General features: G+C 58.8%; 18 protein-coding genes. 7 read left to right on the top strand and 11 right to left on the bottom strand.

Annotated features, from left to right (window positions below; translation table 11 throughout):
* Positions 1 to 3: 3 nt before the first annotated feature.
* Positions 4 to 810, bottom strand: coding sequence for an alkaline phosphatase family protein (locus tag Q7W83_RS20295; protein WP_150654634.1), 807 nt, complete (start codon positions 808 to 810; stop codon positions 4 to 6).
* A 130-nt stretch (positions 811 to 940) separates the two neighbouring features.
* Entirely contained in the window at positions 941 to 2,005 is a 1,065-nt protein-coding gene (locus Q7W83_RS20290; RefSeq protein ID WP_150632235.1) for an ABC transporter substrate-binding protein, read from the bottom strand.
* A 349-nt stretch (positions 2,006 to 2,354) separates the two neighbouring features.
* On the opposite strand from Q7W83_RS20290, the gene Q7W83_RS20285 reads away from it, so the two are divergent.
* Positions 2,355 to 3,068: a UTRA domain-containing protein gene (locus Q7W83_RS20285; protein ID WP_150632234.1), complete on the top strand. Its 714-nt coding sequence runs from the start codon at positions 2,355 to 2,357 to the stop codon at positions 3,066 to 3,068.
* Between the two features lie 30 nt (positions 3,069 to 3,098).
* On the opposite strand, the gene Q7W83_RS20280 is transcribed toward Q7W83_RS20285, so the two are convergent.
* Positions 3,099 to 3,866, bottom strand: a complete 768-nt coding sequence (locus tag Q7W83_RS20280; protein WP_150635969.1) for a DODA-type extradiol aromatic ring-opening family dioxygenase — start codon at positions 3,864 to 3,866, stop codon at positions 3,099 to 3,101.
* Between the two features lie 102 nt (positions 3,867 to 3,968).
* Between Q7W83_RS20280 and Q7W83_RS20275 the strand changes: the two genes are divergently transcribed.
* On the top strand, positions 3,969 to 4,625 hold the full coding sequence (locus Q7W83_RS20275) for a thiopurine S-methyltransferase (RefSeq protein ID WP_150632232.1): 657 nt from the start codon (positions 3,969 to 3,971) through the stop codon (positions 4,623 to 4,625).
* 140 nt (positions 4,626 to 4,765) lie between these two features.
* On the opposite strand, the gene htpX is transcribed toward Q7W83_RS20275, so the two are convergent.
* Positions 4,766 to 5,653, bottom strand: coding sequence for a protease HtpX (gene htpX, locus Q7W83_RS20270; protein WP_008030365.1), 888 nt, complete (start codon positions 5,651 to 5,653; stop codon positions 4,766 to 4,768).
* A 318-nt stretch (positions 5,654 to 5,971) separates the two neighbouring features.
* Entirely contained in the window at positions 5,972 to 7,183 is a 1,212-nt protein-coding gene (locus Q7W83_RS20265; protein ID WP_150636425.1) for a pyridoxal phosphate-dependent aminotransferase, read from the bottom strand.
* A gap of 226 nt (positions 7,184 to 7,409) precedes the next feature.
* Between Q7W83_RS20265 and msrB the strand changes: the two genes are divergently transcribed.
* The 3 genes from msrB to Q7W83_RS20250 all read left to right on the top strand — a co-directional run bounded on the left by msrB (position 7,410) and on the right by Q7W83_RS20250 (position 8,890).
* On the top strand, positions 7,410 to 7,805 hold the full coding sequence (msrB, locus tag Q7W83_RS20260) for a peptide-methionine (R)-S-oxide reductase MsrB (protein WP_150632231.1): 396 nt from the start codon (positions 7,410 to 7,412) through the stop codon (positions 7,803 to 7,805).
* 141 nt (positions 7,806 to 7,946) lie between these two features.
* On the top strand, positions 7,947 to 8,432 hold the full coding sequence (locus Q7W83_RS20255) for a glutathione peroxidase (RefSeq protein WP_150635967.1): 486 nt from the start codon (positions 7,947 to 7,949) through the stop codon (positions 8,430 to 8,432).
* The gene (locus tag Q7W83_RS20250; protein ID WP_150632229.1) at positions 8,429 to 8,890 is read left to right on the top strand and encodes a MarR family winged helix-turn-helix transcriptional regulator; all 462 of its coding nucleotides are present in this window, start codon (positions 8,429 to 8,431) and stop codon (positions 8,888 to 8,890) included. Before Q7W83_RS20255 ends, Q7W83_RS20250 begins: the two co-directional genes overlap by 4 nt.
* Here the strand turns inward: Q7W83_RS20250 and Q7W83_RS20245 are convergent.
* Positions 8,874 to 11,195: a hybrid sensor histidine kinase/response regulator gene (locus tag Q7W83_RS20245; RefSeq protein WP_150632228.1), complete on the bottom strand. Its 2,322-nt coding sequence runs from the start codon at positions 11,193 to 11,195 to the stop codon at positions 8,874 to 8,876. The genes Q7W83_RS20250 and Q7W83_RS20245 overlap by 17 nt on opposite strands.
* A gap of 165 nt (positions 11,196 to 11,360) precedes the next feature.
* Between Q7W83_RS20245 and Q7W83_RS20240 the strand changes: the two genes are divergently transcribed.
* Entirely contained in the window at positions 11,361 to 12,251 is an 891-nt protein-coding gene (locus Q7W83_RS20240; protein WP_150632227.1) for an ATP-binding protein, read from the top strand.
* Complete coding sequence (locus Q7W83_RS20235; RefSeq protein WP_150635966.1) at positions 12,248 to 12,730, top strand: GAF domain-containing protein; 483 nt, start codon at positions 12,248 to 12,250, stop codon at positions 12,728 to 12,730. The genes Q7W83_RS20240 and Q7W83_RS20235 overlap by 4 nt, the downstream gene beginning before the upstream one ends.
* Here Q7W83_RS20235 and Q7W83_RS20230 read toward each other — a convergent pair whose 3' ends face one another.
* The 5 genes from Q7W83_RS20230 to Q7W83_RS20210 form a co-directional block, all read right to left on the bottom strand.
* Positions 12,731 to 15,673: an HD domain-containing phosphohydrolase gene (locus tag Q7W83_RS20230; RefSeq protein WP_150654635.1), complete on the bottom strand. Its 2,943-nt coding sequence runs from the start codon at positions 15,671 to 15,673 to the stop codon at positions 12,731 to 12,733.
* Between the two features lie 50 nt (positions 15,674 to 15,723).
* Complete coding sequence (locus Q7W83_RS20225) at positions 15,724 to 19,023, bottom strand: transporter substrate-binding domain-containing protein (RefSeq protein WP_473656683.1); 3,300 nt, start codon at positions 19,021 to 19,023, stop codon at positions 15,724 to 15,726.
* An 8-nt stretch (positions 19,024 to 19,031) separates the two neighbouring features.
* Positions 19,032 to 19,658 carry a response regulator transcription factor gene (locus Q7W83_RS20220; RefSeq protein WP_150632247.1) on the bottom strand — a complete coding sequence of 209 codons (627 nt, stop codon included), beginning with the start codon at positions 19,656 to 19,658 and terminating at the stop codon, positions 19,032 to 19,034.
* A gap of 512 nt (positions 19,659 to 20,170) precedes the next feature.
* Positions 20,171 to 21,502, bottom strand: coding sequence for a TolC family outer membrane protein (locus Q7W83_RS20215; protein ID WP_150635962.1), 1,332 nt, complete (start codon positions 21,500 to 21,502; stop codon positions 20,171 to 20,173).
* Between the two features lies 1 nt (position 21,503).
* Entirely contained in the window at positions 21,504 to 22,823 is a 1,320-nt protein-coding gene (locus Q7W83_RS20210; protein WP_150654637.1) for an HlyD family type I secretion periplasmic adaptor subunit, read from the bottom strand.
* Positions 22,824 to 22,827: the final 4 nt, after the last annotated feature.

The raw sequence follows: 22,827 nt of genomic DNA, 5'->3' as shown, positions 1-22,827 counted from the left end.
CATTCACTTGAGCAGCTCCCGGCACACTGGTTTGTCGTGGGTCACGCCCAGCAGTTCGCAGACAGTGCCGCAGATTTCGGTTTGTTTCGGTGCGGCGCTGGCGTTGAAGCTGAAGGCGTCGCCGAACACGAACAATGGAACTTCGCGCTCCTCTGGCAACAGGCCGTTGTGGGAGCGGTCGTTGTTCATGCCGTGGTCAGCGGTCACCAGCACCTGGTAACCGGCGTCGAGCCAGCCTTGCAGGTAGTCGGCGAGGATGATGTCCGCCGAGCGGGCGCTGTTGCGGTATTGCGGTGTGTCGAGGCCGTGCTTGTGTCCGGCGTCGTCGATATTCATGGGGTGCACCAGCAGGAAATTCGGCGCATGGCGCAGGCGCAGGTTTTCCGCGTCGGCGAACAGGTGCGAATCCGGGTAATGGTCGTTCCAGTAGAAATGTCCGTGCTGGATCGGCAATTCGGGGGCGTCGGTGTGACGGTCCCGGGCGGGCACGAACGGCGAGCGGTTATACAGCTCACTGACCCAGTGATAGGCCGCGGCGGCGGTTTTCAGTCCGGCGTCAGTCGCGTAGTGATAGATGCTGCGCTGATTGGACAGGCGCGAGACGTTGTTGTGGACGATGCCACTGTCGATCGGCGTGACGCCGGTCAGGATGCATTCATACAGCGGGCGGGACAGGGCCGGCAGTTCGCACTCCAGTTTGTAGAGCGCCGCGCGTCTTGCGCCAACATACGCCTGCAGGTGCCCCATGGCGTGGCGCGCAACTTCGTAACTGAGGCCGTCGAGCACGACAAGGATGACGTTGTGCTTCATAGGGGCGGAACTCCGCGAAACAGATGGATCGACAAAATCTGCAGGAGCCGGCTTGCTGGCGATCAAGGCACCGCGGTTCATCAGAGCACCGCGGTGATGCATCGCCAGCAAGCCGGCTCCTACACGGGTGTTACTTCATCTCGACGATGACTTCTTCGTTCCACTTCTGAGGAAGGGCCTTGGAAGTCTTTTCCCACGCGTCCGCGTCCTTGATCGGGGTCACGCCTTTGTACTGCTCGTTAGGCAGCAACTGAGCCTGAACATCGGCTGGCAATGTCAGGTGTTCGGCACGGATCGGACGAGCGTTGCCGCGCGCCAGGTTGATCTGGCCGGCGTCGCTGAAGATGTATTCGCGGGCCAGTTTGGCGGCGTTCGGGTGCTTGGCGTATTTGTTGATGATGGTGGTGTAACCGGAAATCACCGAGCCGTCGGAAGGAATCAGCACGGTGTAGTCATCCGGATTAGCCATCTTGGCCTTGTAGCTCAGGCCGTTGAAGTCCCAGACCACACCGACTTCGATCTCACCCTTTTCCATGGTGGCAATCGTCGGGTTGGCCATGGACAGGCGGCCTTGCTTGGCGATGTCGGCGAACAGCAACAGCGCCGGCTGAAGGTTCTTCTCATCGCCACCGTTGGCAAGGGCTGCCGCCAGGACGCCGTTGGCGGCTTGTGCGGCGGTGCTGACGTCACCGATGGAAACCTTGTATTTACCGGTCTTCAGATCAGCCCATTTGGTCGGGGCATCCGAACCATGCAGCAGCTTGTTGTTGATGATGAAGGCGATGGTGCCGGTGTAGGCCAGCGCCCAGTTGCCGTCCTTGTCTTTAGCCCAGCTCGGAATCTGATCCCAGGTGCTTGGCTTGTAAGGCTGGACGACGTCTTGCTTGACCGCAATCGGACCGAACGCTGCTCCGACGTCGCCGATGTCGGCCGTGGCGTTGTCTTTTTCAGCTTTGAACTTGGCGATTTCCTGGGCCGAGCTCATGTCGGTGTCGATGTGTTTCAGGCCGTAGTTCTTGGCGAGGTCATCCCAGGTGCCTTTCCAGTTGGCCCAGTTGTCGGGCATGCCGACACTGTTGACGGCACCTTCCGCTTTCGCCGCGGCTTCCAGGGTTTTCAAATCATCAGCCGCCATGGCGGCGGTGCACATGGCAATGGTCGAGCCTAACAGTGATGCCAGGAAAAGCTTTTTCATCCGAAGCTCCTTTGGGCGTTTTCAACGCTGCGATTGCGGTGGTGTTGGTCTAGGTCAGCAATACCTGAGCCAATCTAGGCGCCTCTGATGACATTTTGATGTCGACCAGCGGTCCTCCTCTATTTTTTGTGCAACAACGCTCAGGCTTCGGGATAAGCGTAGACCATGGCTAACGAGCTGATATAAAAGGACTTGGCCATGATATTGCAGGCACCTGACGGAACCGTTCGGCGCCTTTGTCATCTGTCAGTCATCTGCAGTGCCTAGGCTTGCAGACAGTTGACGGAGCCGTTTCAAAGGACGGTTTCGCTCCGAAACAGTGCTGGTCTAGTCCAGATAGGTAACGTTGATGCGCATCGAGACAACCAAAGCGGTGACAGCCATCGGGCAGGTTCTTCAGGAGCAGCTCGACCACGGCCTGTTGGCACCCGGCAGCAAGTTGCCGGCGGAGCGCAAGCTCAGTGAGTTGTTTGGTACCACGCGCATTACCGTGCGTGAAGCGTTGCTTCAGTTGGAAGCCCAAGGGCAGATTTATCGCGAAGAGCGGCGGGGCTGGTTCGTGTCGCCACCGCGCCTGGCTTACAACCTGATGCAACGCAGCCACTTCCACGCGATGGTCAGCGCTCAGGGGCGGGTGCCGTCCACGGAGGTGATTTCGGCACGCTTGCAACCGGCGTCGGCGGCGGTCTGCGCCTGGTTGCAGTTGCCGGCGTTGTCGAGCGTGATTCAGATCTGCCGCGCACGGCGAATTGATGAGCGGCTGGTGTTGTATGTGGAGCACTACCTCAATCCGCAGTATTTTCCGGGGATTCTCGAGTTTGATCTGAATCAGTCGATCACCGAGCTGTACGCGCGGCATTACGATTTGCACTACGGGCGGGTGCGTTTCGAGATCGTGCCGACAGCGTTGTCGGTGGATGCGTCGGCGGCGTTACGGGTGTCGGTCGGGAGCCCGGGATTGCGCATTGCCCGGGTCAATTACGATCAGCATGAGCGGCTGATCGATTGTGACCTGGAGTTCTGGCGACATGATGCGATTCATGTCGGCGTTGATGTGGTCTGAGTCGGGCGGCCGCAGCTCTCGGTTTTTTCATCAGCCGAAGCGATAAATGTCCATGCCCAGGGCGCCCATGGTGAATCCCTGGTGAATGATGCTGAATGACCCGCCGGCACCGCGGGCAAAGTACAACGGCAACAAATGTTCATCGCTCGGGTGGTTGCGCACGGCGTTCGGTGCTTGCTGACGATAGTCGTGGAGGGCGGCTTCGTCGTTGGCTTCAAGTTTCTCGATCATCCAGTCGCGAAACACCTTCGCCCACGGTTCGACGCTTTCCGGGCCAGCGTGCCAGTCCAGTTCGCGCAGGTTGTGGGTGATGCTGCCCGAGCCAATCAACAGCACACCGTGTTCGCGCAAGCTTCCAAGGGCTTGGCCGACGCGGGTTTGCAGCGCAGGACCGCCGTGTGTGGGCAGCGAGACTTGCACCACCGGGATATCGGCCTGCGGATACATCAACGACAACGGCACCCAGACGCCATGGTCGAAAGGCCGTTTGCTGTCGATGCGGGCGGGCAGGTCACTGCGCTTAAGCAACTCGACAACCTCTGTCGCCAATTGTGGATCGCCGGGCGCAGGGTATTGCACCTCGAACAACGCTTTTGGAAAGCCGCCGAAGTCATGCCAGGTTTCAGGCTGTGGGTTGCCGCTGACCAGCAATTCATTACTTTCCCAATGCGCGGAAACAATCACGATGGCCCGGGGCTTCGGCAATGCAGCCGCCAGGCGTGCGAGGGCCGGCCCGCTGGCGCCGGGTTCCAGTGCCAGCATCGGTGAGCCATGAGAGATGTAAAGGCTGGGAAACATGAATGAGCTCCTGAGAGTAAGATGGCCCTATCTTCAGTCAGATCATTGATCTAAATCTAATATAAGTTTTAGGGTGTTTTGATCGAATTTTCGGGGTTATTTATGCAGCCGGAGTTTTGGCACAAGCGGTGGACGTCGAATCAGATCGGCTTTCATCTGCCGGAAGTGAATCCATATTTGCAACGGTACTGGCCTCAGTTGGGCCTGGAGGAAGGGGCGCGCGTACTGGTGCCGTTATGTGGGAAAAGCCTGGATTTGCTATGGCTGGCGAAATGCGGTCACGAAGTGTTGGGTGTCGAGTTGTCGGAAAAAGCAGTGGAAGACTTTTTCCACGAGCACCAATTTGACCCGGATGTCAGCGATCAAGGGCCTTTTACGGTGTATCGGGCGGGTTCGATCGAGATCTGGTGTGGTGATTTCTTCGCCTTGACTGCCGGGGATGTTGCCGATTGCAGCGCTTTGTACGACCGCGCAGCGTTGATTGCCTTGCCACCGAAGATGCGAGAGCAATATGCGGCTCACCTGATCCGGATTCTGCCGAAAGACTCTTTGGGGCTTTTGATCACGCTGGATTACGACCAGGCGCAAAAAGACGGGCCGCCGTTTGCCGTGCTTGATGATGAAGTGCAACGGTTGTTCGGAGCGGTGTGGTCGCTGAAGATTCTGGAAGACCAGGATGTCCTGGGTGAGAGCTGGAAGTTTATCGAGAGCGGCGTAACGCGACTTGAGGAGCGGGTTTATCGGGTTTCCAGCCGATAAACGTGTGTTGTTTGTACTGACCTCATCGCGGGCTTGGTCCGGGCGGCGTTCCGACGATGAGGTCAGAGTAAGCACCACACAATTCAGACAGACAAAAAAGGCCCGCATCGCTGCGGGCCTTTTCTTTAGTGCGGAACCTCTCAGCCCCGACGACGCAACGCGTCGATGCGCTCTTCCAGCGGCGGGTGGCTCATGAACATGCGGGCGAACCCCTGTTTGATGCCACCGTTGATGCCGAAAGCGTTCAGGGTATCGGGCATGTGCACCGGCAGCCCTTGTTCAGCACGCAGGCGCTGCAGGGCGCCAATCATCGCGTTGGTGCCTGCCAGGCGTGCACCGGCTTCATCGGCACGGAACTCGCGTTTGCGCGAGAACCACATGACGATGGAGCTGGCCAGGATACCCAGCACCAGTTCGGCGAAGATGGTCGCGATGTAGTAGGCGATACCCTGGCCTTCTTCGTTCTTGAAGATCACTTTGTCGACAAAGTTGCCGATGATCCGCGCGAAGAACATGACGAAGGTGTTCACCACGCCCTGGATCAGCGCCAGAGTCACCATGTCGCCATTGGCCACGTGGCCGATTTCGTGGGCCAGAACGGCTTTTACTTCATCCGGCGAGAATCGCTCGAGCAAGCCCTGGCTGACCGCGACCAGCGCGTCGTTCTTGTTCCAGCCAGTGGCGAAGGCGTTCGCCTCGTAGGCCGGGAAAATCCCGACTTCCGGCATCTTGATCCCGGCTTCGCGAGACAGTTGCTCGACCGTTTGCAGCAGCCATTGCTCGTGACGTGTGCGCGGCTGGGTAATGATCTGGGTGCTGGTGCTCATCTTCGCCATCCACTTGGAGATGAACAGCGAGAACAGGGAACCGGCGAAACCAAAGACCGCACAGAAAATCAGCAGCTGATTGAGGTTGAGGTCAACCCCATTGGCCGCCATGAACCCGTTGAAGCCGAAAAGGCTCAGGGTGATGCTGGCAATCAGCACGACCGCCAGGTTAGTGGCCAAAAACAGCAGGATGCGCATCATGGTTGTAGAAATCTCCTTTTGCTAAAGATGTAGCGTACTGCGGGGTATATAAGGTGCTGCAACGGGCTATTCAACCGGGTGACTATTTCAAACTGTGTCCTACAGCAACAGTCTAGCCGCTTGAAGGGCATTTCCGACGTGGGAGGGGGAAGTGTTTGTCAGCCGATTCGCCTCGCAGCCCCCGTCATTGTTGGACGCGGTCGCAAAGCTTGCTACCGGTCAGCGATTGCAGTGAGGATGCCCGGCGAGGCTTAAAGATATGTTGCTGAATTAATCCTCGTGCGACTTTCGCAGAAAAGTCGCACGGGGCCAGACCGATTACTGGCGATAGGATTTGAGGAAGTTGCCGATTCGTCCGATGGCCATGTCCAGGTCGTCGACGCGCGGCAGGGTCACGACGCGGAAGTGGTCCGGCCATGGCCAGTTGAACGCGGTGCCTTGAACCACCAGCAGCTTTTCCGACAACAGCAGGTCGAGCACGAATTTTTCGTCGTTGTGGATCGGGCAGACTTTCGGGTCGATGCGCGGGAACGCATACAGTGCACCCATCGGCTTGACGCAGCTCACACCGGGAATGTCATTGAGCAATTCCCAGGTACGGTTGCGTTGTTCCAGCAGGCGACCTTGCGGCAGTATCAGATCGTTGATGCTCTGATAACCGCCGAGGGCCGTCTGGATCGCGTGCTGGCTCGGCACGTTGGCACACAGGCGCATGTTGGCCAGCATGTCGATGCCTTCGATGTAGCTTTGCGCATGGTGTTTCGGCCCGGAAATAGCAATCCAGCCGGAACGGAAACCGGCCACGCGATAGGACTTGGACAGGCCGTTGAAGGTCAGGCACAGCAGGTCCGGGGCCAGGGATGCGGTGCAGATGTGCACGGCATCGTCGTAAAGAATTTTGTCGTAGATCTCGTCGGAAAACACCACCAGGTTGTGCTGGCGGGCCAGTTCCAGCATGCCCAGCAGGACTTCTTTCGAATACACCGCGCCGGTCGGGTTGTTCGGGTTGATGATCACCAGTGCTTTGGTATTCGGGGTGATCTTGGCCTTGATGTCGGCCAGGTCCGGCCACCAGTTGGCCTGCTCATCGCACAGGTAATGCACCGGGTTGCCGCCCGACAGGCTCACGGCAGCGGTCCACAGCGGATAGTCGGGAGCCGGGACCAACACTTCGTCGCCGTTGTTGAGCAGCGCTTGCATCGACATCACGATCAGCTCGGAAACGCCATTGCCCAGGTAAATGTCTTCAATGCCGACGCCTTCTACCTGCTTTTGCTGGTAGTACTGCATGACGGCCTTACGCGCACTGAACAGGCCTTTGGAATCGCTGTAGCCCTGAGCGGTCGGCAGGTTGCGGATCACGTCCTGGAGGATTTCATCCGGCGCTTCGAAACCAAAAGGCGCCGGGTTGCCGATGTTCAGCTTGAGGATGCGATGGCCTTCCTCCTCCAGGCGTTTGGCGTGCTTGAGCACTGGGCCGCGAATGTCGTAGCAGACGTTGGCGAGCTTGTTCGATTTGCTGACCTGCATGGCGATGTGTTCCCGAAAATGAACGATCCAGGCGGTGTAAGAACTACCGTACTGGGAATCCTGCGTATTCACACAGGCCTGACGCCTTGAGAGGCAGCACCCATAAATCCGTTTGAATGCGCGTGGTCTGGCTGCCAGACTGGCGTTTGACGAGGCGCAATCATACGTGCCGTCCGATCCGTGGAAAAGGTACAGATCGGGCTTTTTCAGCTGCTGAGGTGTGATGATGGAAAAGTTGGAAAAAACCCTGGAAGAATGGCGGGCGATGCTTGATCCGGAGCAATACAACGTTTGCCGCCTCAAGGGCACCGAACGGCCGTTCTCCGGCAAGTACAACGACAGCAAGGTCGACGGTGTTTACCACTGTATCTGCTGCAAAGAGCCGCTGTTCGACTCAAAAACAAAGTTTGATTCCGGCTGCGGCTGGCCGAGTTTCTATGCGCCGATCGGCGACAACGCCATGACCGAGATTCGAGATGTCAGCCACGGCATGATCCGCACCGAAGTGGTCTGCGCCAAATGCGATGCGCACCTGGGGCATGTGTTCCCGGATGGCCCGCCGCCCACTGGCCTGCGGTATTGCATCAACTCGGTGTGCCTGGACCTGGTGCCACGCGAGTAAAATCACCTCGATCCTCTGCAGGAGCCGGCAAGCCGGCTCCTGCAATTTGTGCTGCGTGATGAAAGATCGATTAATTAAATTGCACGCAATTCAATTGCTCGCTATGTTTGCCTCATCTTCTTTCATTCCAGAGTCCAAATCATGAGCGACAACCTGCTGAGCATCCCTTGCACCACCATCAAGGGTGAGCAAAAGACCCTGGCGGATTACGCCGGTAAAGCCGTTTTGGTGGTCAACACCGCGAGTAAATGCGGTTTCACCCCGCAGTACAAAGGCCTGGAAGAACTGTGGCAGACCTACAAGGATCAAGGGCTGGTGGTGCTCGGCTTCCCGTGCAACCAGTTCGGCAAGCAGGAGCCGGGCAATGAAGGCGCGATTTCCGAGTTCTGTGAACTGAACTTCGGTGTCAGCTTTCCGTTGTTCAAAAAGATCGACGTCAACGGTGCCGGCGCCCATCCGCTGTTCGTGCAGCTGAAAAAACGTGCGCCGGGTGTTCTGGGGTCTCAGGGCATCAAATGGAACTTCACCAAGTTTCTGATCGGCAAGGACGGCCAATTGGTCAAGCGCTTCGCACCGGCGACCAAACCGCAGGACCTGAGCCGCGAGATCGAAGCCCTGCTCAAATGAACACCTTGTCCGTCGATTCCCTGAAGCTCGACAGTCAGCTCTGCTTCAAGCTGTACGCCGCCTCCCGAGCGGTGATCCGCGCTTACAAGCCGATGCTCGATCAACTCGGCCTGACGTACCCGCAATACTTGGCGATGCTGGTCTTGTGGGAGTGGCAGGAGGCGGCACCGGAGCAGCCGACGGTCAAGGCGTTGGGCCAGCGCCTGGCGCTGGATTCCGGCACGTTGACGCCGCTGCTCAAGCGTCTTGAGCAACTGCAACTGGTGCAGCGCCAGCGTTCAGCGCGGGATGAGCGTGAAGTGCACCTGAGCCTGTCGCCAACGGGCAAGGCGTTGCGCGATCAGGTCGGTCCGCTCAAGGCCCGACTGTTGTGTGACAGCGGTGTCGATCTGGATCGCTTGAGTGATCTGCGCGAGGGGCTTGATCACTTGTTGGGGCAGATCAAGGCACTGTCGTAGCAGGCATCCATACGTCCAGCAGGGCGGCCAGTTCTTCCCGACGGAAAGGTTTGGCCAAGTAATCGCTCATGCCCGCCGCACGGCAGCGTTCGCGTTCTTCGGACATGGCGTTGGCGGTCAGGGCGACGATGGGCAATTGCGGCCAGCGCCCGCTGCGACGGATTTGCCGACTGGCTTCGTAGCCGTCCATCACCGGCATGTTGCAGTCCATCAGCACCAGATCGAACTCGCTTTGCTCCAGCTGATCCAGGGCCTCGCCGCCGTGAGCGGCGACAGTCACCTCGCAGCCGAGTTTTCCGAGCATGCCCTTGGCCACCAATTGATTGACCGGATTGTCCTCCACCAACAGCACCCGTCCGCGCCGCTGGGGAGTGAGCGCCTCCAGTCGTGCATCATTGATGGTGTTGATTTCCGGCTGCAACACTCGCCGCAGTGTCTGGTACAACGCATTGCGCGCCAGTGGTCGGGCCTGTTGTTGTAACGGCGCCAGGGCGCTGGCCTGTTCGCTGGGCATGAAACTGCCGTAAGCGGTCACCAGCAGAATCGGTGCGGCACACAGCGGGCGCAGGTGAAACAGGCATTCCGGACAATCGGTGATGACCACGTCGGGCTTCAGGCCGCTCATCGCGTCATCGATCGAACGCTGCTGATAGTCGAGCCCCCAACCCGGTAACAGATTCTTCAACAGTTCCGCGAGGCCGCTGGTGGCGGCGGTGATGGCGATCACCCTGCCGCGCAACGTGGCCGGGGCGAAGGCGCGGGTGTGGCACGGCAGCGGCAGATCGGCGCAGAACTGGCTGCCGAAACCCGCTTCCGAGCTGATGGTGAGGCGCCCCTGCATGGCTTCGCACAGGTTGTAAGTCAGCGCCAGCCCCAGCCCGGTGCCGCCAAATTGACGGGTAATGCCGGCACCGGCCTGGGTGAACGGCTGGAAAATCTTGACCTGAGCGTCCTGGGCGATGCCGATGCCGGTGTCGCAGACTTCGATTCTGACGCCGTCTTCGAACGTCGACAGACGCACATCCACCCGACCGAAGCGGGTGAATTTGAGGGCGTTGGACAACAGGTTGCTGACGATCTGCCGGACCCGGGTCGGGTCACCGAGCACGAGCGCGGGGAATGTCGGTTCGATCAGGCACGTCAGTTCAACGCTTGGTGCCGCGTTCTGCGACAGCAGGTTGGCGGTGTCCTCGATCAGCGAACCGAGGTCGAACGGAATGTGTTCGAGTTCGAGCTGACCGGCGTCGAATTTCGACAGATCGAGAATATCGTTGAGCAACTCCACCAGCACTTTGCCCGAGTCGTGGGCGATGGACAGCTGTTGCTGTTGCTCGGCATTGAGCGGGCCGTCGAGGGACAGCGCGATCATCCCCAGCAAACCATTGAGGGGCGTGCGGATCTCGTGGCTCATGTTGGCGAGGAATACCGAGCGGGCCTCGGCCATGTCCAGGGCGGTGCTGCGCGCGACTTCCAGTTCCTGGTTCGACTGGCTGAGCCGGTTGTTGATCGCCTTGAGTTCGGCGGTGCGGGCCGACACGATGTTTTCCAGTTGCCCGAGGTAATCGGTCAGACGGTTTTCGGCGTTGCGCCGCTGCTGGATTTCGGTGGCAATGTTCTCGAACTGCTGATTGGCAACCTTGACCAGCACGCCGATCTCATCGTTTTCATGCCCGCTCGGGTACTCCAGCCAGGTCGGTTCGACGCTGCGCGGATCGCGGCTGCTGAGTTCGCGGATAACCCGCACCAGCGGTTTGGTCAGCATGACGTAGAACAGCGCCAGCAGGATGCCGGTCAGAATCAGGCTGCGGGCAAAGCCATTGAGCAAGGTCACTTCGGCCCGTCGCAGGAAGCGGTTGCCGAAAGAATAGGTATCGACCTCCAGGCGCAAGGTGCCGAGGGATTCGTTCGGCAAGTGATCCAGATACAGCCGGTCTTCGAATGCTCGGGCGGCACCGAACAGGAAGTCGCTGATGACGCGATAGCCGCTCTGCGATGGCGGGCGCTTGACACTGGCCAGCACCGTACCGTTGTTGTCGGTCAGTTGCGCAGCGATGATCGCTGGCGAGCGCAGCAGGCCCAGGGTCAGTTCCTGGGCGAGTTCGGCGTCGATGTTGTAGGCAATGCGCGAAGCGGGGTTATGGCTGATTTCCAGCAGGGACACTATTTCACGGTTGATGGAGGCGTCTTCACTGGCATAATCGATGCCTATTTGCAGCAGGCTGAGCAGCGTGCCCAGAATGAAACCGACCAGCACGGTAAGCCGGGCTTGCTTGTAGGACAGCCGGTTGGTGAACTTGATATCCATGGGGTGTCGAACCACTTCCGTTTCCCTTCGCTGCTCAAGCATAGTCGATCATGCATGGATACCGATGTTCTCGCGAGCCCTTGTGCACGGGATGAACAGGTCACTGGATGCTGAATTTCGTTGCTGTAACGCCATCATTACTGTGAACGTGCCCGAGGAGAAGACGTGGATTCCCGATTGAATGCTTTTCTTGAACGCGCCGATGCCGTTCTGGCCCGTATCGAACCGCTCTTGCCCGCACCTCGGCAAGCCATCGACTGGACGCATTGCCTGGCCGCGCGCTGGCAGCGTGAAGGTCGCAGCGGTTTTCTGCTGCCGCTGCAGGTCAGCCTCGACACGCGGTTGTCCGACCTGATCGGTGTGGACCGCCAGGTTGAGCAACTGGGGCGGAACACTCAACAATTTCTCGACGGCATGCCGGCCAATCACGCGTTGCTCTGGGGCTCGCGTGGCACCGGTAAATCGTCGCTGGTACGCGCGTTGCTGTCCGAACACGCCAGGGCTGGTCTGCGACTGATCGAGATCGAACGCGATCACCTGGCCGATTTGCCGCGGGTGGTCGAGCAAATCGCCAAGCTGCCCCAGCGTTTTGTTCTGTTCTGCGATGACCTGTCGTTCGAAGCGGGCGAGGGCGACTATCGCGTGCTCAAGAGCGTGCTCGACGGCTCCCTCGAACAGGCGCCGGACAACGTCTTGCTGTACGCCACTTCCAACCGTCGCCACCTGGTGCCGGAAAAGGAAAGCGATAACGAAAACTGGAAAAGAGTCGACGGCGAACTGCATCCCAGCGAGGCCGTGGAAGACAAGATCGCGCTGTCGGACCGTTTCGGCCTGTGGTTGTCGTTCTATCCGTTTACCCAGGAACACTTCCTCAATGTGGTCGAGCACTGGATCGGTCAACTGGCCGACAAGGCCGGCCTGAAGTGGCAGCGTGACGAGGAGCTGGACATCCTCGCGGTGCGCTGGGCCACGGGCCGGGGCAATCGCAACGGACGTTGCGCCTATCAATTTGCCCGCTACTGGGTCGGGCTGAAGCTGTTGGAGCACAAGGCATGATCGATTTACAACAAAGCGGCCAAGGCCTCGAAGGCTACGGCATGCTGCACGCGCAGCTGGAGTCCTTGCTGGCGGACGAGCGGGATTTCATCGCAAACGCCGCGCAGTTTTCGGCGTTCCTGTACAACCAGCTCGATGACCTGAACTGGGCAGGTTTCTATCTCAATCGCAACGAAGAGCTGGTGCTGGGGCCGTTCCAGGGGCAGATCGCCTGCGTGCGCATTCCGTTTGGACGCGGCGTGTGCGGGACTGCGGCGGCGACGTTGCAGACTCAACTGGTCGAAGACGTGCACGCCTTTGCCGGGCACATCGCCTGCGATAGCGCGTCGAACAGCGAGCTGGTCGTGCCGCTGGTCAAGGACGGCCGCCTGATCGGCGTGCTGGACCTCGACAGCCCGAAACTGGCGCGCTTCACTGAATATGATAAAGCCGGGATTGAAAAACTGGCGGCCATCTTCCTGCGTCTGACCGACTGCTGATCACGCCCGCAAGCCTGCCTTGGCCAGCAGGCCCGGCGGGTCTACGGCATCGATCTGTTGTGGATCGAGAAATCGCTCGGCGTATTGCTGGTAGATTTCGGCGTTGATGAACAGCCCGAACAGTTCCGGGTCGATGTGGGCGTCACGGCACAGGGTGGCCATGATGCCCAGCGCTTCGCTCAACGACTTGGCTTTCTTGTAGGGACGATCGGCGGCGGTCAGCGCTTCGAAAATATCGGCAATCGCCATCATCCGCGCCGGCAGGCTCATTTCCTCGCGCTTCAACTGTTTGGGATAACCGGTGCCGTCCATTTTTTCATGGTGGCCGCCGGCGATTTCCGCAACATTGTTGAGGTGGCCGGGGAATGGCAGGTGGCTGAGCATCTTGATCGTTTGCACCATGTGGTGGTTGATGATGTAACGCTCCTCGGGCGTCAGCGTGCCTCGGGCAATGCTCAGGTTGTAGAGCTCGCCCCGGTTGTACTTGTAGCGGGGTACATCGAGCTTGAACCCCCAGGGATTGTCTTCGGGAATCAGCTCGCCTTCGGCGCGTTCGAACAGATGCTCCGGTTTGTCCGCCAGCAGCGGCTCGCTCACGGGCAAGGGCGGCGCCGATGTTCGCGCCTGACGCCGGTTCTCTTCCCAGGAAACGCCTAGGCGGTCATCGAGGGTTCGGGTCCAGGTGCGCTGGGCCAGGTTGCGCAAGCGTTGCAGGTCGGACTCGGCCATCGCCTCTCCGCCCAGGTTGCAGCGGGCAACAAACGCGAAATCATCGTCCAGCGCCGCCAGGGTGGCATTGCGCAATTGCGCCAGAGGCTGCTCGTCTCCGCCCAGGGCAATGGCTTGCCAGTAATTGATCCAGGCATCGCGCTTGAGCACTTCAAAGCGGGTGCGGATCTCGTGGATGCGGTCGTTCAGGGTTTCCAGCTTGGTGGCTTTGTCGACCACGTATTCCGGCGTGGTGACCTTGCCGCAGTCGTGTAGCCAGGCGGCAATGTGCAGGGCCTCCCACTCGTCCTCGGTCGGTTGATAAGCGCTGAAGGCTGGGGCCTGACTGGCAGCGGCAGCCTGGGCGAGCATCAACGTCAGCGCCGGGACTCGCTGGCAGTGACCGCCGGTGTAGGGGCTTTTCGCGTCTATTGCGCCGGCCAGCAATTGAATGAAGGCGTCCAACAGTTGCTTCTGTTTGGCTTGCAGGCGCTGACTTTCAATACTCACGGCGGCGGCGCCGGACACGGCTTGAAGGAACGCGATGCGGTCCGGACGAAGCTTCTCCAGATCACTTTGATCGCCACTGTCCGTCAACAGCAGGATCAGCAGGCCCACGGTTTCGTTATGGCGATTGTGCAGGCGGATACCGATCAGATGCACCCGTGGGCACTCCATCGCCAGCAACACGTTCTGCAAATCCCCCGCCTGCTCGAAACCAAACGTGGTGACCACATTGTCGGCATGCGACAGCTGCTGTAGCCAGGCAGGGCTCTGTGGGTCCTGGAGTTCGTGGCCGCGAATGTCGAACGAAGGTAATGCCTGTGAAATATCGTTGATGACCAGGCCATGAGGCTCCATGCGATCGCCGTCATTTTCCCGCAGATAGATCAGACCCGCCTGGGCCTGGCCGATTTTTACGGTTTCGAACAACACCCTTTCCAGCAAGGGCGCAAATCGGGTTTCGGCGCTCAGGCTGTCCGAGATCTGGAAAAAACTCGCCAGGGTGTCTTTCATGCGCGCCATCGACACGCTCAATTGATCGACTTCGAGTACCGGAGAGCGACGGGAAGCCGGAAAATTGAAATCGAAACTACGAATCGCATCGGCTTCCTGCACCAGCGCACGCAGGGGTTTGACCAGAATCCTGGATGTCAGCCAGCCTAATGGCAGGCACAGTAGCAACGTGGCCAGCGTAATCAGCGCGCCTTGCCAACGGATGCGGTAGGCATCGGCGAGCAATTCGTCTTCCGGCACCAGCAGCGCCAATTGCAGTCCCTGCGGACCACCTTCCTGCAGGCTGCTACGGGCAACGATCCACTGCCGACCGGCGGTTGTCAGCCGTTTGCCTGTTGGCGGATTGTTCAACAATGCGCCGAGGCCGGGACTCAGGTCGGCGGCCTTGCTCAGGCGCGCGGTCTGATCATCGACGATCAGTTTGCTGCTATCGGGATAAGCGATGGCATTGCCCTGGGCATCGAACAGCACGATTTCGGTACTGGGGGTTACAACGTGCTTGGCCAGCGTCGCGGACAGTTCCGCCAGGGTCAGGTCGGCGCCCATGACGGCGTGCTCGCCGCTGCGCCGGGCAAGGGTGGTACCGACATTGTGGGTGGAGAAAAAGAGGTAGGGCTCGGTGGTGATCTGATCATTGTCGCCGCGAGCGCTGGAGAACCAGGCGCGAGTACGCGGATCGTAGGTGTCGTCGGGGTGGTCCTGACGGCTGATGAGGTTCAGGTCCTGATCGAAAAACAATGATTGGGAATGCGCCGGGCCGTCATTTTTTTCGATGCTCCAGACTTGATAAGCTGCGGTCTCCGGGGCTTCAAGCAGCGTTTTCAGGGCGGCGGTTCGCAGGGGGCGAACCATGAAGAAGTCACCGTTGTCGTAGCCCAGATACAGCGAGGCCAGGTCAGGATTGTCCTTGAGCGACTGGCTGAATGGCTTGAGCAATGCCAGGCGCTGCTCCAGGTCGGGCGCATGCACCGCCGGGTTGTACACCAACAGGCTCAACAGATGGCGAATGGGCTCATAGGTGGCGCGCAGGTCCAGGCGGACATCCTGCTCGATGCGCTCGAAGAGCTTCTCACTGCTGGAAAGAATGACCTGCGTGGTTTGTCGATAGTTGAAAATGCCCAGCACCACGCCAGTCAGCAGCAACAGGAGGGTGAACATCACGCTGATATGGACGTGCAGGGGGAACCGCCGTTGATCCGGGCGCAGTGGGCTGGGCATTGCGGGGTCTCTCCATGATGTTTAACACACTGCTCAGCGATCAAGCATAGTTAAGGCTCCGTGACTCTGCTTTTGTCGTTTTGTCCAATTTGTTGCTGCAATGCCTGCTCCAGTTCGAGCATGGCGCGCTCCATGGCTTTGCTGCGTTCAACCACGTCGTCGTGATGGAAGGCGCCATGGCAGACCTGCTCAAGCGCCTCGCAGCTGGCGATCAAGCGGGTGGCCTGGACAATGCGCGCGGCGCCTTTGACTTTGTGGGCTACATCGAGAAATGCCTGCGGGTCGTTCGAGCGGGACAACGCCCGCAGCGCTTGCAGGTCCTGGCGGTTACTGCTCAGCAGCTCGGTCAACAATCGCCTGTCCATCAGCGGATTGCCACCGGTCAACAGGTGCAACCCTTGCAGGCTGAAGGCTGGATCGCGAACGGGCGGTTTGATACCTGCGACCCATTCGCTCAACGCGGTCAGCGTCAGAGGCTTGAACAGGCAATCGTCCATCCCGGCTTGTTTGCAGCGCAATAATTCTTCGGGCTGTGCGTTGGCGGTGAAGCCGAGCACGGTGCAGCGCGGTGGTGCCCAGTGTTGTTCATGGCGGCGAATGGCGCGGGTCAGCTCGTATCCGTTCATGATCGGCATGTTGCAATCGACAATCACCAGATCGAACAATCCGGTTTTCCACACCTCCAGCCCTGTTTCTCCGTCTTCTGCAACGCTGAATCGATGCCCCAGAAACTCCAGTTGCTGACACATCAGCAAGCGATTGGCCGGGTGGTCGTCGACTACCAGAACGTTCAAGGGCGTCGTTGTGTGGATGGGCACTTCGGCGACTGTCGGCACCTGTTCTACGGGCAGGGTGGCCAGGTGCAGCGAAACCTGAACCTGTGTGCCTACCCCCGGTCGGCTGCTCAAATGCAGACTGCCGCCCATCATTTCGCACAGACTCCGGCTGATCACCAGACCCAGCCCGGCGCCGCCTCTGCCGGACTGCCCGTTGTCATTGGCCTGGGCGAAAGGTTCGAACAGCCGCTGCTGATCCTGTTCGCTGATGCCGATACCGCTGTCCTCCACCTGCAACCGCATCCGGATGTGCTCGGGCTCGGTGCTCGGGAGCAACTCAACGGTGATTCTGACTTCGCCATGCTCAGTGAATTTAATGGCGTTGCTGACCAGATTCGACAGCACCTGCTTGAAGCGCATCGGGTCCAGCAGGACACCGACTGATGGGTTGGCTGGGTTGAACGCCAGCCGTAGATTAAGGTTTTTCTGACGGGCCAGCCCATCGAAGATCCGTACCACCGAGCCCACGATTTCAAGCGGATTGACGCGTTCCGGGCTCAGGCTCAGGCGCCCGGACTCGATGCGGGCGATGTCGAGAATATCTCCGATCAGTATCAGCAGGTCCTTCGCCGAGTTGTACGCCACGTCAATGGCCGGGCGGTCCGGATGGTTGCGATCAATCCGTTTCAGCGTCAGTTCGAGCATGCCGATGACTGCATTCATCGGGGTGCGGATCTCATGGCTCATGGTCGCCAGGAACGTGCTTTTGGCCCGGTTCGCTTCATCGGCGCGATCTTTCGCACAGCGCAGCTCGTCGAACAGTTGCCGCCGTTCATGCAATTGATCGTTCAACGCACGTTCAGCCGCCTGACGTTGTTTGATCTGGCGACGCATGTAAGCGTTCCAGGCAGCGGAAATCAGCAGCAGTACGCCGGCACCGATAACGATCTGATAGAACAACCGTTGGTAGTTGCGCCAGGTACTGTGCGACGACGCCGAATAGCCCCGCCAGCGGCTGTTGATGATGCCAAGCTCTTCCGGGGCGATGCTCAGCAGCGCCTTGTTGAGGATGGCGTTGAGTTCTTTGGCGTCTTGCCCGGTTACCAGAGAGAACGCGGCCTGTCGGGTGCCGATGGTGGTACTGATCTGAAGTGTTTGCTCGAAGAGCCGCGATGACATGAAGTAGTTGGCGATTACCAGTGCGTTCACCGCACCTTCCGCTTTGCCTTCGGCGAGCAATTCTACCGCGCTGAAGGTGTCTGGCGTCTCAATCAGTTTGATCCGCGGGAACTCGCGGCGCAGGTAATCGACCAGTGGGTTGCCTTGGGCGATGGTCAGGCGCTTGCCTTGCAGTTGCTCAAGGTTGGTCGGGCTGTCGGCGGCTTTGCGCGTCAGCAGTACGAAGGAATTTTGCAGATAGGGACGGGTGAAGTTCAGCATCGTTTCACGTTCGGCGCTGGGGAGCAGGGCGGCGATTACGTCGGCCTGCTGGTCTTTGATCTGTTTGATCATCTCGTCGTCGCTTCGGCTGCGACGGATGTCGAAGCGCAGGCCGGTACGCAATCTGATCAGTTCCAGCAGGTCTGCGGTAACGCCGCGAAAGTTGCCATCGCTGTCGAAAAACGTCAGCGGTGCATAGGCTTCATTGACCACCACGCGCACCACAGGATGTTGCGCCAGCCAGCGTTCTTCGAGGTGGGTGAGCTGCAGTTTCTGGTCGGTGAGCAGAATGTCGCTGCCGGCACTCCAGCGTTCGGCGATGTTTTCCCGCTCGCTGGCCGGGATAGCCATGAGCATCGCGTTGATGATTGCGAGCAGTTCCGGGTTGTTTTTGTGCACGGCAAAACTGAAACCATGGGCTTCGTGTTTGCCGAAGTTGGCCATGCGGATATTGTTCAGGTAACCCTTGTTGATCATGTAATGGGTCGAGATGGTGTCGCCGAGGAAGACGTCGGCCTGGTCGAAAGCCACGGCATTGATTGCATTCTGGTAGGACGGATAGGACGTGATGATGGCTTTGGGATACAGGGCCCTGACTTCCTCCAGTGGCAAATAGTGATACACCATGCTCAGCCGCAGGCCGGCGAGGCCGTCGGTCAGGGATCGGGTGTCTCCTTCCCGTGTCACCAGAACCGGTTGGTCCACGGCGTAAGGGGTCGAAAGAACAATGTCGGTATTGTGAGCCTCGAAGCCATTGGCGGTGCCGAGCAGATCGACCTCGCCTTTCTCCAGTGCCTTGATCGCAGCCCCTCGGGACGCGAAGCGTTGAACCTTGATCGGCAAACCGATGGCCTTGCCGAGGAGGCCCGCGTAATCGGCGGTGAAACCTTCATAGTCCTGGCCGCTGACGGTCAGGTCGAAAGGGGGGTAGTCCGGCGCTGACGTGCCGAGAATCAGTTGCTGTTTACTCGATATCCATTGTTGTTGTGATTGATCCAGTTGGACGTCCAGATGTCCGGCCGTTGAGCGACTGAGCAGGTTGTAGTGCTCGCTGGCAGGCTGTGCGGCAGGCACTGAGGTGGTCAGGCATACAGCGGCCATGAGTAGCAGATAATCCTTTATGCGACTGGGCATCCTGTGTCTCACACTAATGCGTTACGTTTTGCCATCTCGATGAGTTCAACCAGGGATTTGGCTTTGAGTTTTTGCATGAGTCGTTTTTTGTAGGTGCTCACAGTTTTGTTGCTGAGAAACATCCCTTTGGCAATTTCCTTGTTGGTGCGGCCCTGGGCAAAAAGTTGCAATACCATCAGTTCTCGGTCGTTGACTGACTTGAAGAGTTCCAGTTCGGCGCAACGCACTTCATCGCCGCGAACAGGGTTCAAGGCCTGACTCGGGAAGTAGTTGTAACCGGACAGTACTGCTTTGATCGCGCTCACCAGTTCACTCAGGTCTTCCTGCTTGCATACATAACCTGAAGCACCGGATTGCATGCAGCGAATACCGAAAAGTGTCGGACACTGTGCAGTCAATACCAGTGTTTTCAGCGGCGTACTCATTGCGTTGAAGCGGGCGAGAACTTCGAGGCCGTCCAGTTTCGGAATGCTGATATCGAGAATGACCAGGTCGGGCATGCATTCGCGAACCATCTGCATGGCATCGACCCCATTGTCGGTTTCGCCGACGACTTTGTAGCCTTCGTGCTCCAGCAGCATTCTGACGGCGAGGCGGATGACGGGGTGATCGTCGACAATAAAAACGGAGTTCATAATCAAATCCCATACGAGCTCAAATAAAGCGCGCACCTTAGCTCAGATAGTTGAGGGGACGCATGAACTGACCGACCTCAAGCAGCAATATAGGAATAATCCTACAAGCGAAGAGGAAAGGGGCTACGAATCAACTAGGTTTTATATGAGGATGGCTGGGAATGGTGTTTGGCCAGTCGGGCTGTTGTAAGTTTTTATTTGTTGTTTTTAAGTTGTTAGGAAATGTACGGTTTTTTGCAGTTGTGCTGTTTTTGTAGTGAGGCTAGGGTCAATGATTTTCTGAATTCAGATTGTTTCAATTGTTCGATTGAATAACCAAGTATGGATAACCCTTGTGTGATTACAGCTTTTTAAAATCTATCGAATTCTGAACAGCTCAAACTGCTTGGTATTATGGCCCCCAACGTGGATTATTCTCCATTCAAGCAGTATCAAACAATTGTTCACTTCGCTTTTTTGAACCAAAAAGCCTGATGTCGCAGGGTTTCAGACATTATGCAGTGATGCGCACATTACAGTGGCGCGACCAGCCAATCGTTCGCCTGGCGAATATCATTGTCACTCAGTCGGCCACTCCAGCGGTGCAGCACCAGCAGGCTGGCAACAAATTTGTATTGTGATTGGTAGAGATCGCGTCGGGCGCTGAAATCGTTCTTGATGCTGTCCAGTACATCGGTAGCTGTCTTGACACCGTATTGAAAGGCGGCCTCGGTGGCGATGCGTGATTTTTCGGCAGATTCCAGTGCACGGCGGGTTGCCTTGATTCGGCTGAGGCCGGCCGTGATGCCGATGTAAGCGCTTCGCGTTTCCTTGACCACCTGTCGACGCAGGGCTTCCAGGTCTTGCTGGGCGGCTTCCTTGTCGCCTTCGGAGGCCACCACCCTGGCGCTGGTGGAGCCACCGCTGTACAGCGGAACCTGCAGATCGAGGGAGGCTACGAAGTTATCGGAGCGGGGCGTCAGTGTGCCTTCATAGCCGATGTCACTGCGTTGCGCGGTCAGATTCAAACCCAAGCGCGGTAGATGCCCGGCCTTGGCCTCGCGGATGGCCGCTTCAGCGGCGTTGACGCTGTGTTCGCGGGCTTTCAGGGCCGGATTGCTCTCAAGTGCGGTCTGGACCCAGTACGCTTCAGCTTGCGCCGGCAAGCTGAAGGCCGGGTTGTCGCTGATGCGCTTGAGGGGTTCCTGAACGTCGCGACCGACCAGCTCCGATATGGCTTCGCGGCTGATTGCCACCCTGTTGGCGGCTTCGATTTCATCAGCTTCCAGGGTGTCCACCCGGGCCTGGATCTCCAGTGGATCAGTGACCGTCACCATCTGTCGTTTAAATAGACTATTCACCCGCTTCAGGTTGTGCCGGGTCGCTTCCAGCTCGCTACGCACCAGGGACAGTTCATCCTCCGCCGCGAGTACGGTGAAGTAACGATCCGACAGGTCGATACTGCTCAGCACTTGGGCGTCCGTCGATTCGAACTGGCTCTGTTGCGCCAGTTCGGAAAATTTCTGATAGCTGCGCCAGCTTTGCGGGTCGTAGATCATTTGATTGAGCGCCAGCGATGCGCGTTTGCCGTTGTACTCGGTCCGGCTCAGGTCATCATCACGGCGGCTGCGATTGAAGCTGCCGTTGGCATTGAGTTGAGGCAGCATTCGGCCCAGGGCTTCGCGCTGGCGGCCTTCGCCGCTGCGGACCAGCGCCTGCGCCTTGAGAATGCGCGGGTCGGCGCCTCGTGCTTCCTGTTGCAGCTGCCAGAGATCGACATAGTTTGACTGGGCCTCGGCGGCCATCGAGCCAGCGCAAAGGAGTCCCAGCGGCAAGGACAGCCATAATGCAATGCAACGCCTCATATCAGTCCTCGATCAACGAACGGGCGAACGCATTGGTTGCCGGTTGCATCATGTACTCCAAGAGCGTGCGTGCACCGGTGTTGATCAGCACCTCGGCCGGCATGCCCGGTACCAAAGCCAGATTGCCCAAGGCCTTGCGGCCTTCATCGGTGACGGCCACACGAGCGAGGTAATAAGCCGTGCCGGTGTCCTTGTTGGTCAAGCGGTCAGCCGAAATCTGGATCAGCCGACCGCTGATCACGGGTGTGGTGCTGCTTTTAAAGGCGCTGAAGCGGATGTCCACCGGACGTCCCACTGAAATTCGGTCGATGTCGATCGGCGACACCTGGGCTTCGACGATCAATTCTTCGCTGGCCGGGACAATATCCAGCAATGGTGTTCCGGGGCTGATCACACCGCCGAGGGTGTGCACGGTCATGCCCATGACCATCCCCGATTCCGGGGCGAGAATCTCGGTGCGCTGGTCGCGGTCCTGCACGGAGGAGAGTCGTTCGCGAAGGTCATAGACTTTGGTTCGTGCCTCGCCCAGTTGCCCGGCCACCTCGGAAGCGAAGGTTTTTTTCAGTTGCAGGATCTTCAGCTTGGCCTCGCCTATCTGCACGGAAGCCCGGGCACTTTCCGACTGCTGCTCGGCCACTTCAGCTTGCAAGCGCGAGAGGCTGCGTTCCTGTTCACGCAGGCGCTGCTTGTCGACGTAGCCATCGGCCAGCAGCGCGCGCAGGTCGACGATTTCTTCCTCGTAGGAGTGCGCCAGTGTCTGTTTGCTGGCGACGATCGCTTTGAAGCCGCGGATCTGCTGCTCGATCTGCCCGATGGCCTGTTCCTGCAGACTTATTTCACCCAGCAGCGAGTTGCGGCGGGTCTGGAAAATCCGCAACTCACTGTCGTGTGCTTCACGCACCCGCGGATCGTCAGCGTTGAGACCCGGGACCGCTTTCGGCTCGGGCAACCCATCACGCTCGGCTACCAGGCGCGCTTCCAATTCGAGCGCGGCGACCAATTGGCTTCTCATCATTTCCATCTCGGAGCGGGCCTGGGTGTTGTCCAGCACCAGAAGGATATCGCCGGTTTTCACCTGGTCACCGTCATGCACACGCAATTCGCGAACGATACCGCCCTCCAGGTGTTGCACGGTCTTGCGGTAACTCTTGACCGTGACCACCCCGGGCGCCAATGCGGCGCTACCGAGGGGCGCCAGGGTCGCCCATCCACCGAACAGACCAAACGTCAGTAGCAGAATAAGGTAGCCGACGCGGCGGGTCGGCCGGTCATCGACAGGCAGTTCGGATGCATCAGTAGATAAGGGCTTGGGGGTTTGCATGGTG

Source organism: Pseudomonas sp. 300, assembly GCF_055803035.1.
The sequence above is the reverse complement of the archived record's forward strand: the minus strand, read 5'-3'. Positions and strand labels throughout refer to the sequence as shown.

Coding starts and splice junctions, on each gene's coding strand:
- Q7W83_RS20235 (WP_150635966.1), top strand. CDS start 12,248: ATGATCGATTTACAACAAAGCGGCCAAGGCCTCGAAGGCTACGGCATG.
- Q7W83_RS20280 (WP_150635969.1), bottom strand. CDS start 3,866: ATGTTTCCCAGCCTTTACATCTCTCATGGCTCACCGATGCTGGCACTG.
- Q7W83_RS20250 (WP_150632229.1), top strand. CDS start 8,429: ATGAACACCTTGTCCGTCGATTCCCTGAAGCTCGACAGTCAGCTCTGC.
- Q7W83_RS20225 (WP_473656683.1), bottom strand. CDS start 19,023: ATGCCCAGTCGCATAAAGGATTATCTGCTACTCATGGCCGCTGTATGC.
- Q7W83_RS20290 (WP_150632235.1), bottom strand. CDS start 2,005: ATGAAAAAGCTTTTCCTGGCATCACTGTTAGGCTCGACCATTGCCATG.
- Q7W83_RS20215 (WP_150635962.1), bottom strand. CDS start 21,502: ATGAGGCGTTGCATTGCATTATGGCTGTCCTTGCCGCTGGGACTCCTT.
- Q7W83_RS20245 (WP_150632228.1), bottom strand. CDS start 11,195: ATGGATATCAAGTTCACCAACCGGCTGTCCTACAAGCAAGCCCGGCTT.
- htpX (WP_008030365.1), bottom strand. CDS start 5,653: ATGATGCGCATCCTGCTGTTTTTGGCCACTAACCTGGCGGTCGTGCTG.
- Q7W83_RS20285 (WP_150632234.1), top strand. CDS start 2,355: ATGCGCATCGAGACAACCAAAGCGGTGACAGCCATCGGGCAGGTTCTT.
- Q7W83_RS20255 (WP_150635967.1), top strand. CDS start 7,947: ATGAGCGACAACCTGCTGAGCATCCCTTGCACCACCATCAAGGGTGAG.
- Q7W83_RS20275 (WP_150632232.1), top strand. CDS start 3,969: ATGCAGCCGGAGTTTTGGCACAAGCGGTGGACGTCGAATCAGATCGGC.
- Q7W83_RS20210 (WP_150654637.1), bottom strand. CDS start 22,823: ATGCAAACCCCCAAGCCCTTATCTACTGATGCATCCGAACTGCCTGTC.
- Q7W83_RS20230 (WP_150654635.1), bottom strand. CDS start 15,673: ATGCCCAGCCCACTGCGCCCGGATCAACGGCGGTTCCCCCTGCACGTC.
- Q7W83_RS20265 (WP_150636425.1), bottom strand. CDS start 7,183: ATGCAGGTCAGCAAATCGAACAAGCTCGCCAACGTCTGCTACGACATT.
- msrB (WP_150632231.1), top strand. CDS start 7,410: ATGGAAAAGTTGGAAAAAACCCTGGAAGAATGGCGGGCGATGCTTGAT.
- Q7W83_RS20220 (WP_150632247.1), bottom strand. CDS start 19,658: ATGAACTCCGTTTTTATTGTCGACGATCACCCCGTCATCCGCCTCGCC.
- Q7W83_RS20295 (WP_150654634.1), bottom strand. CDS start 810: ATGAAGCACAACGTCATCCTTGTCGTGCTCGACGGCCTCAGTTACGAA.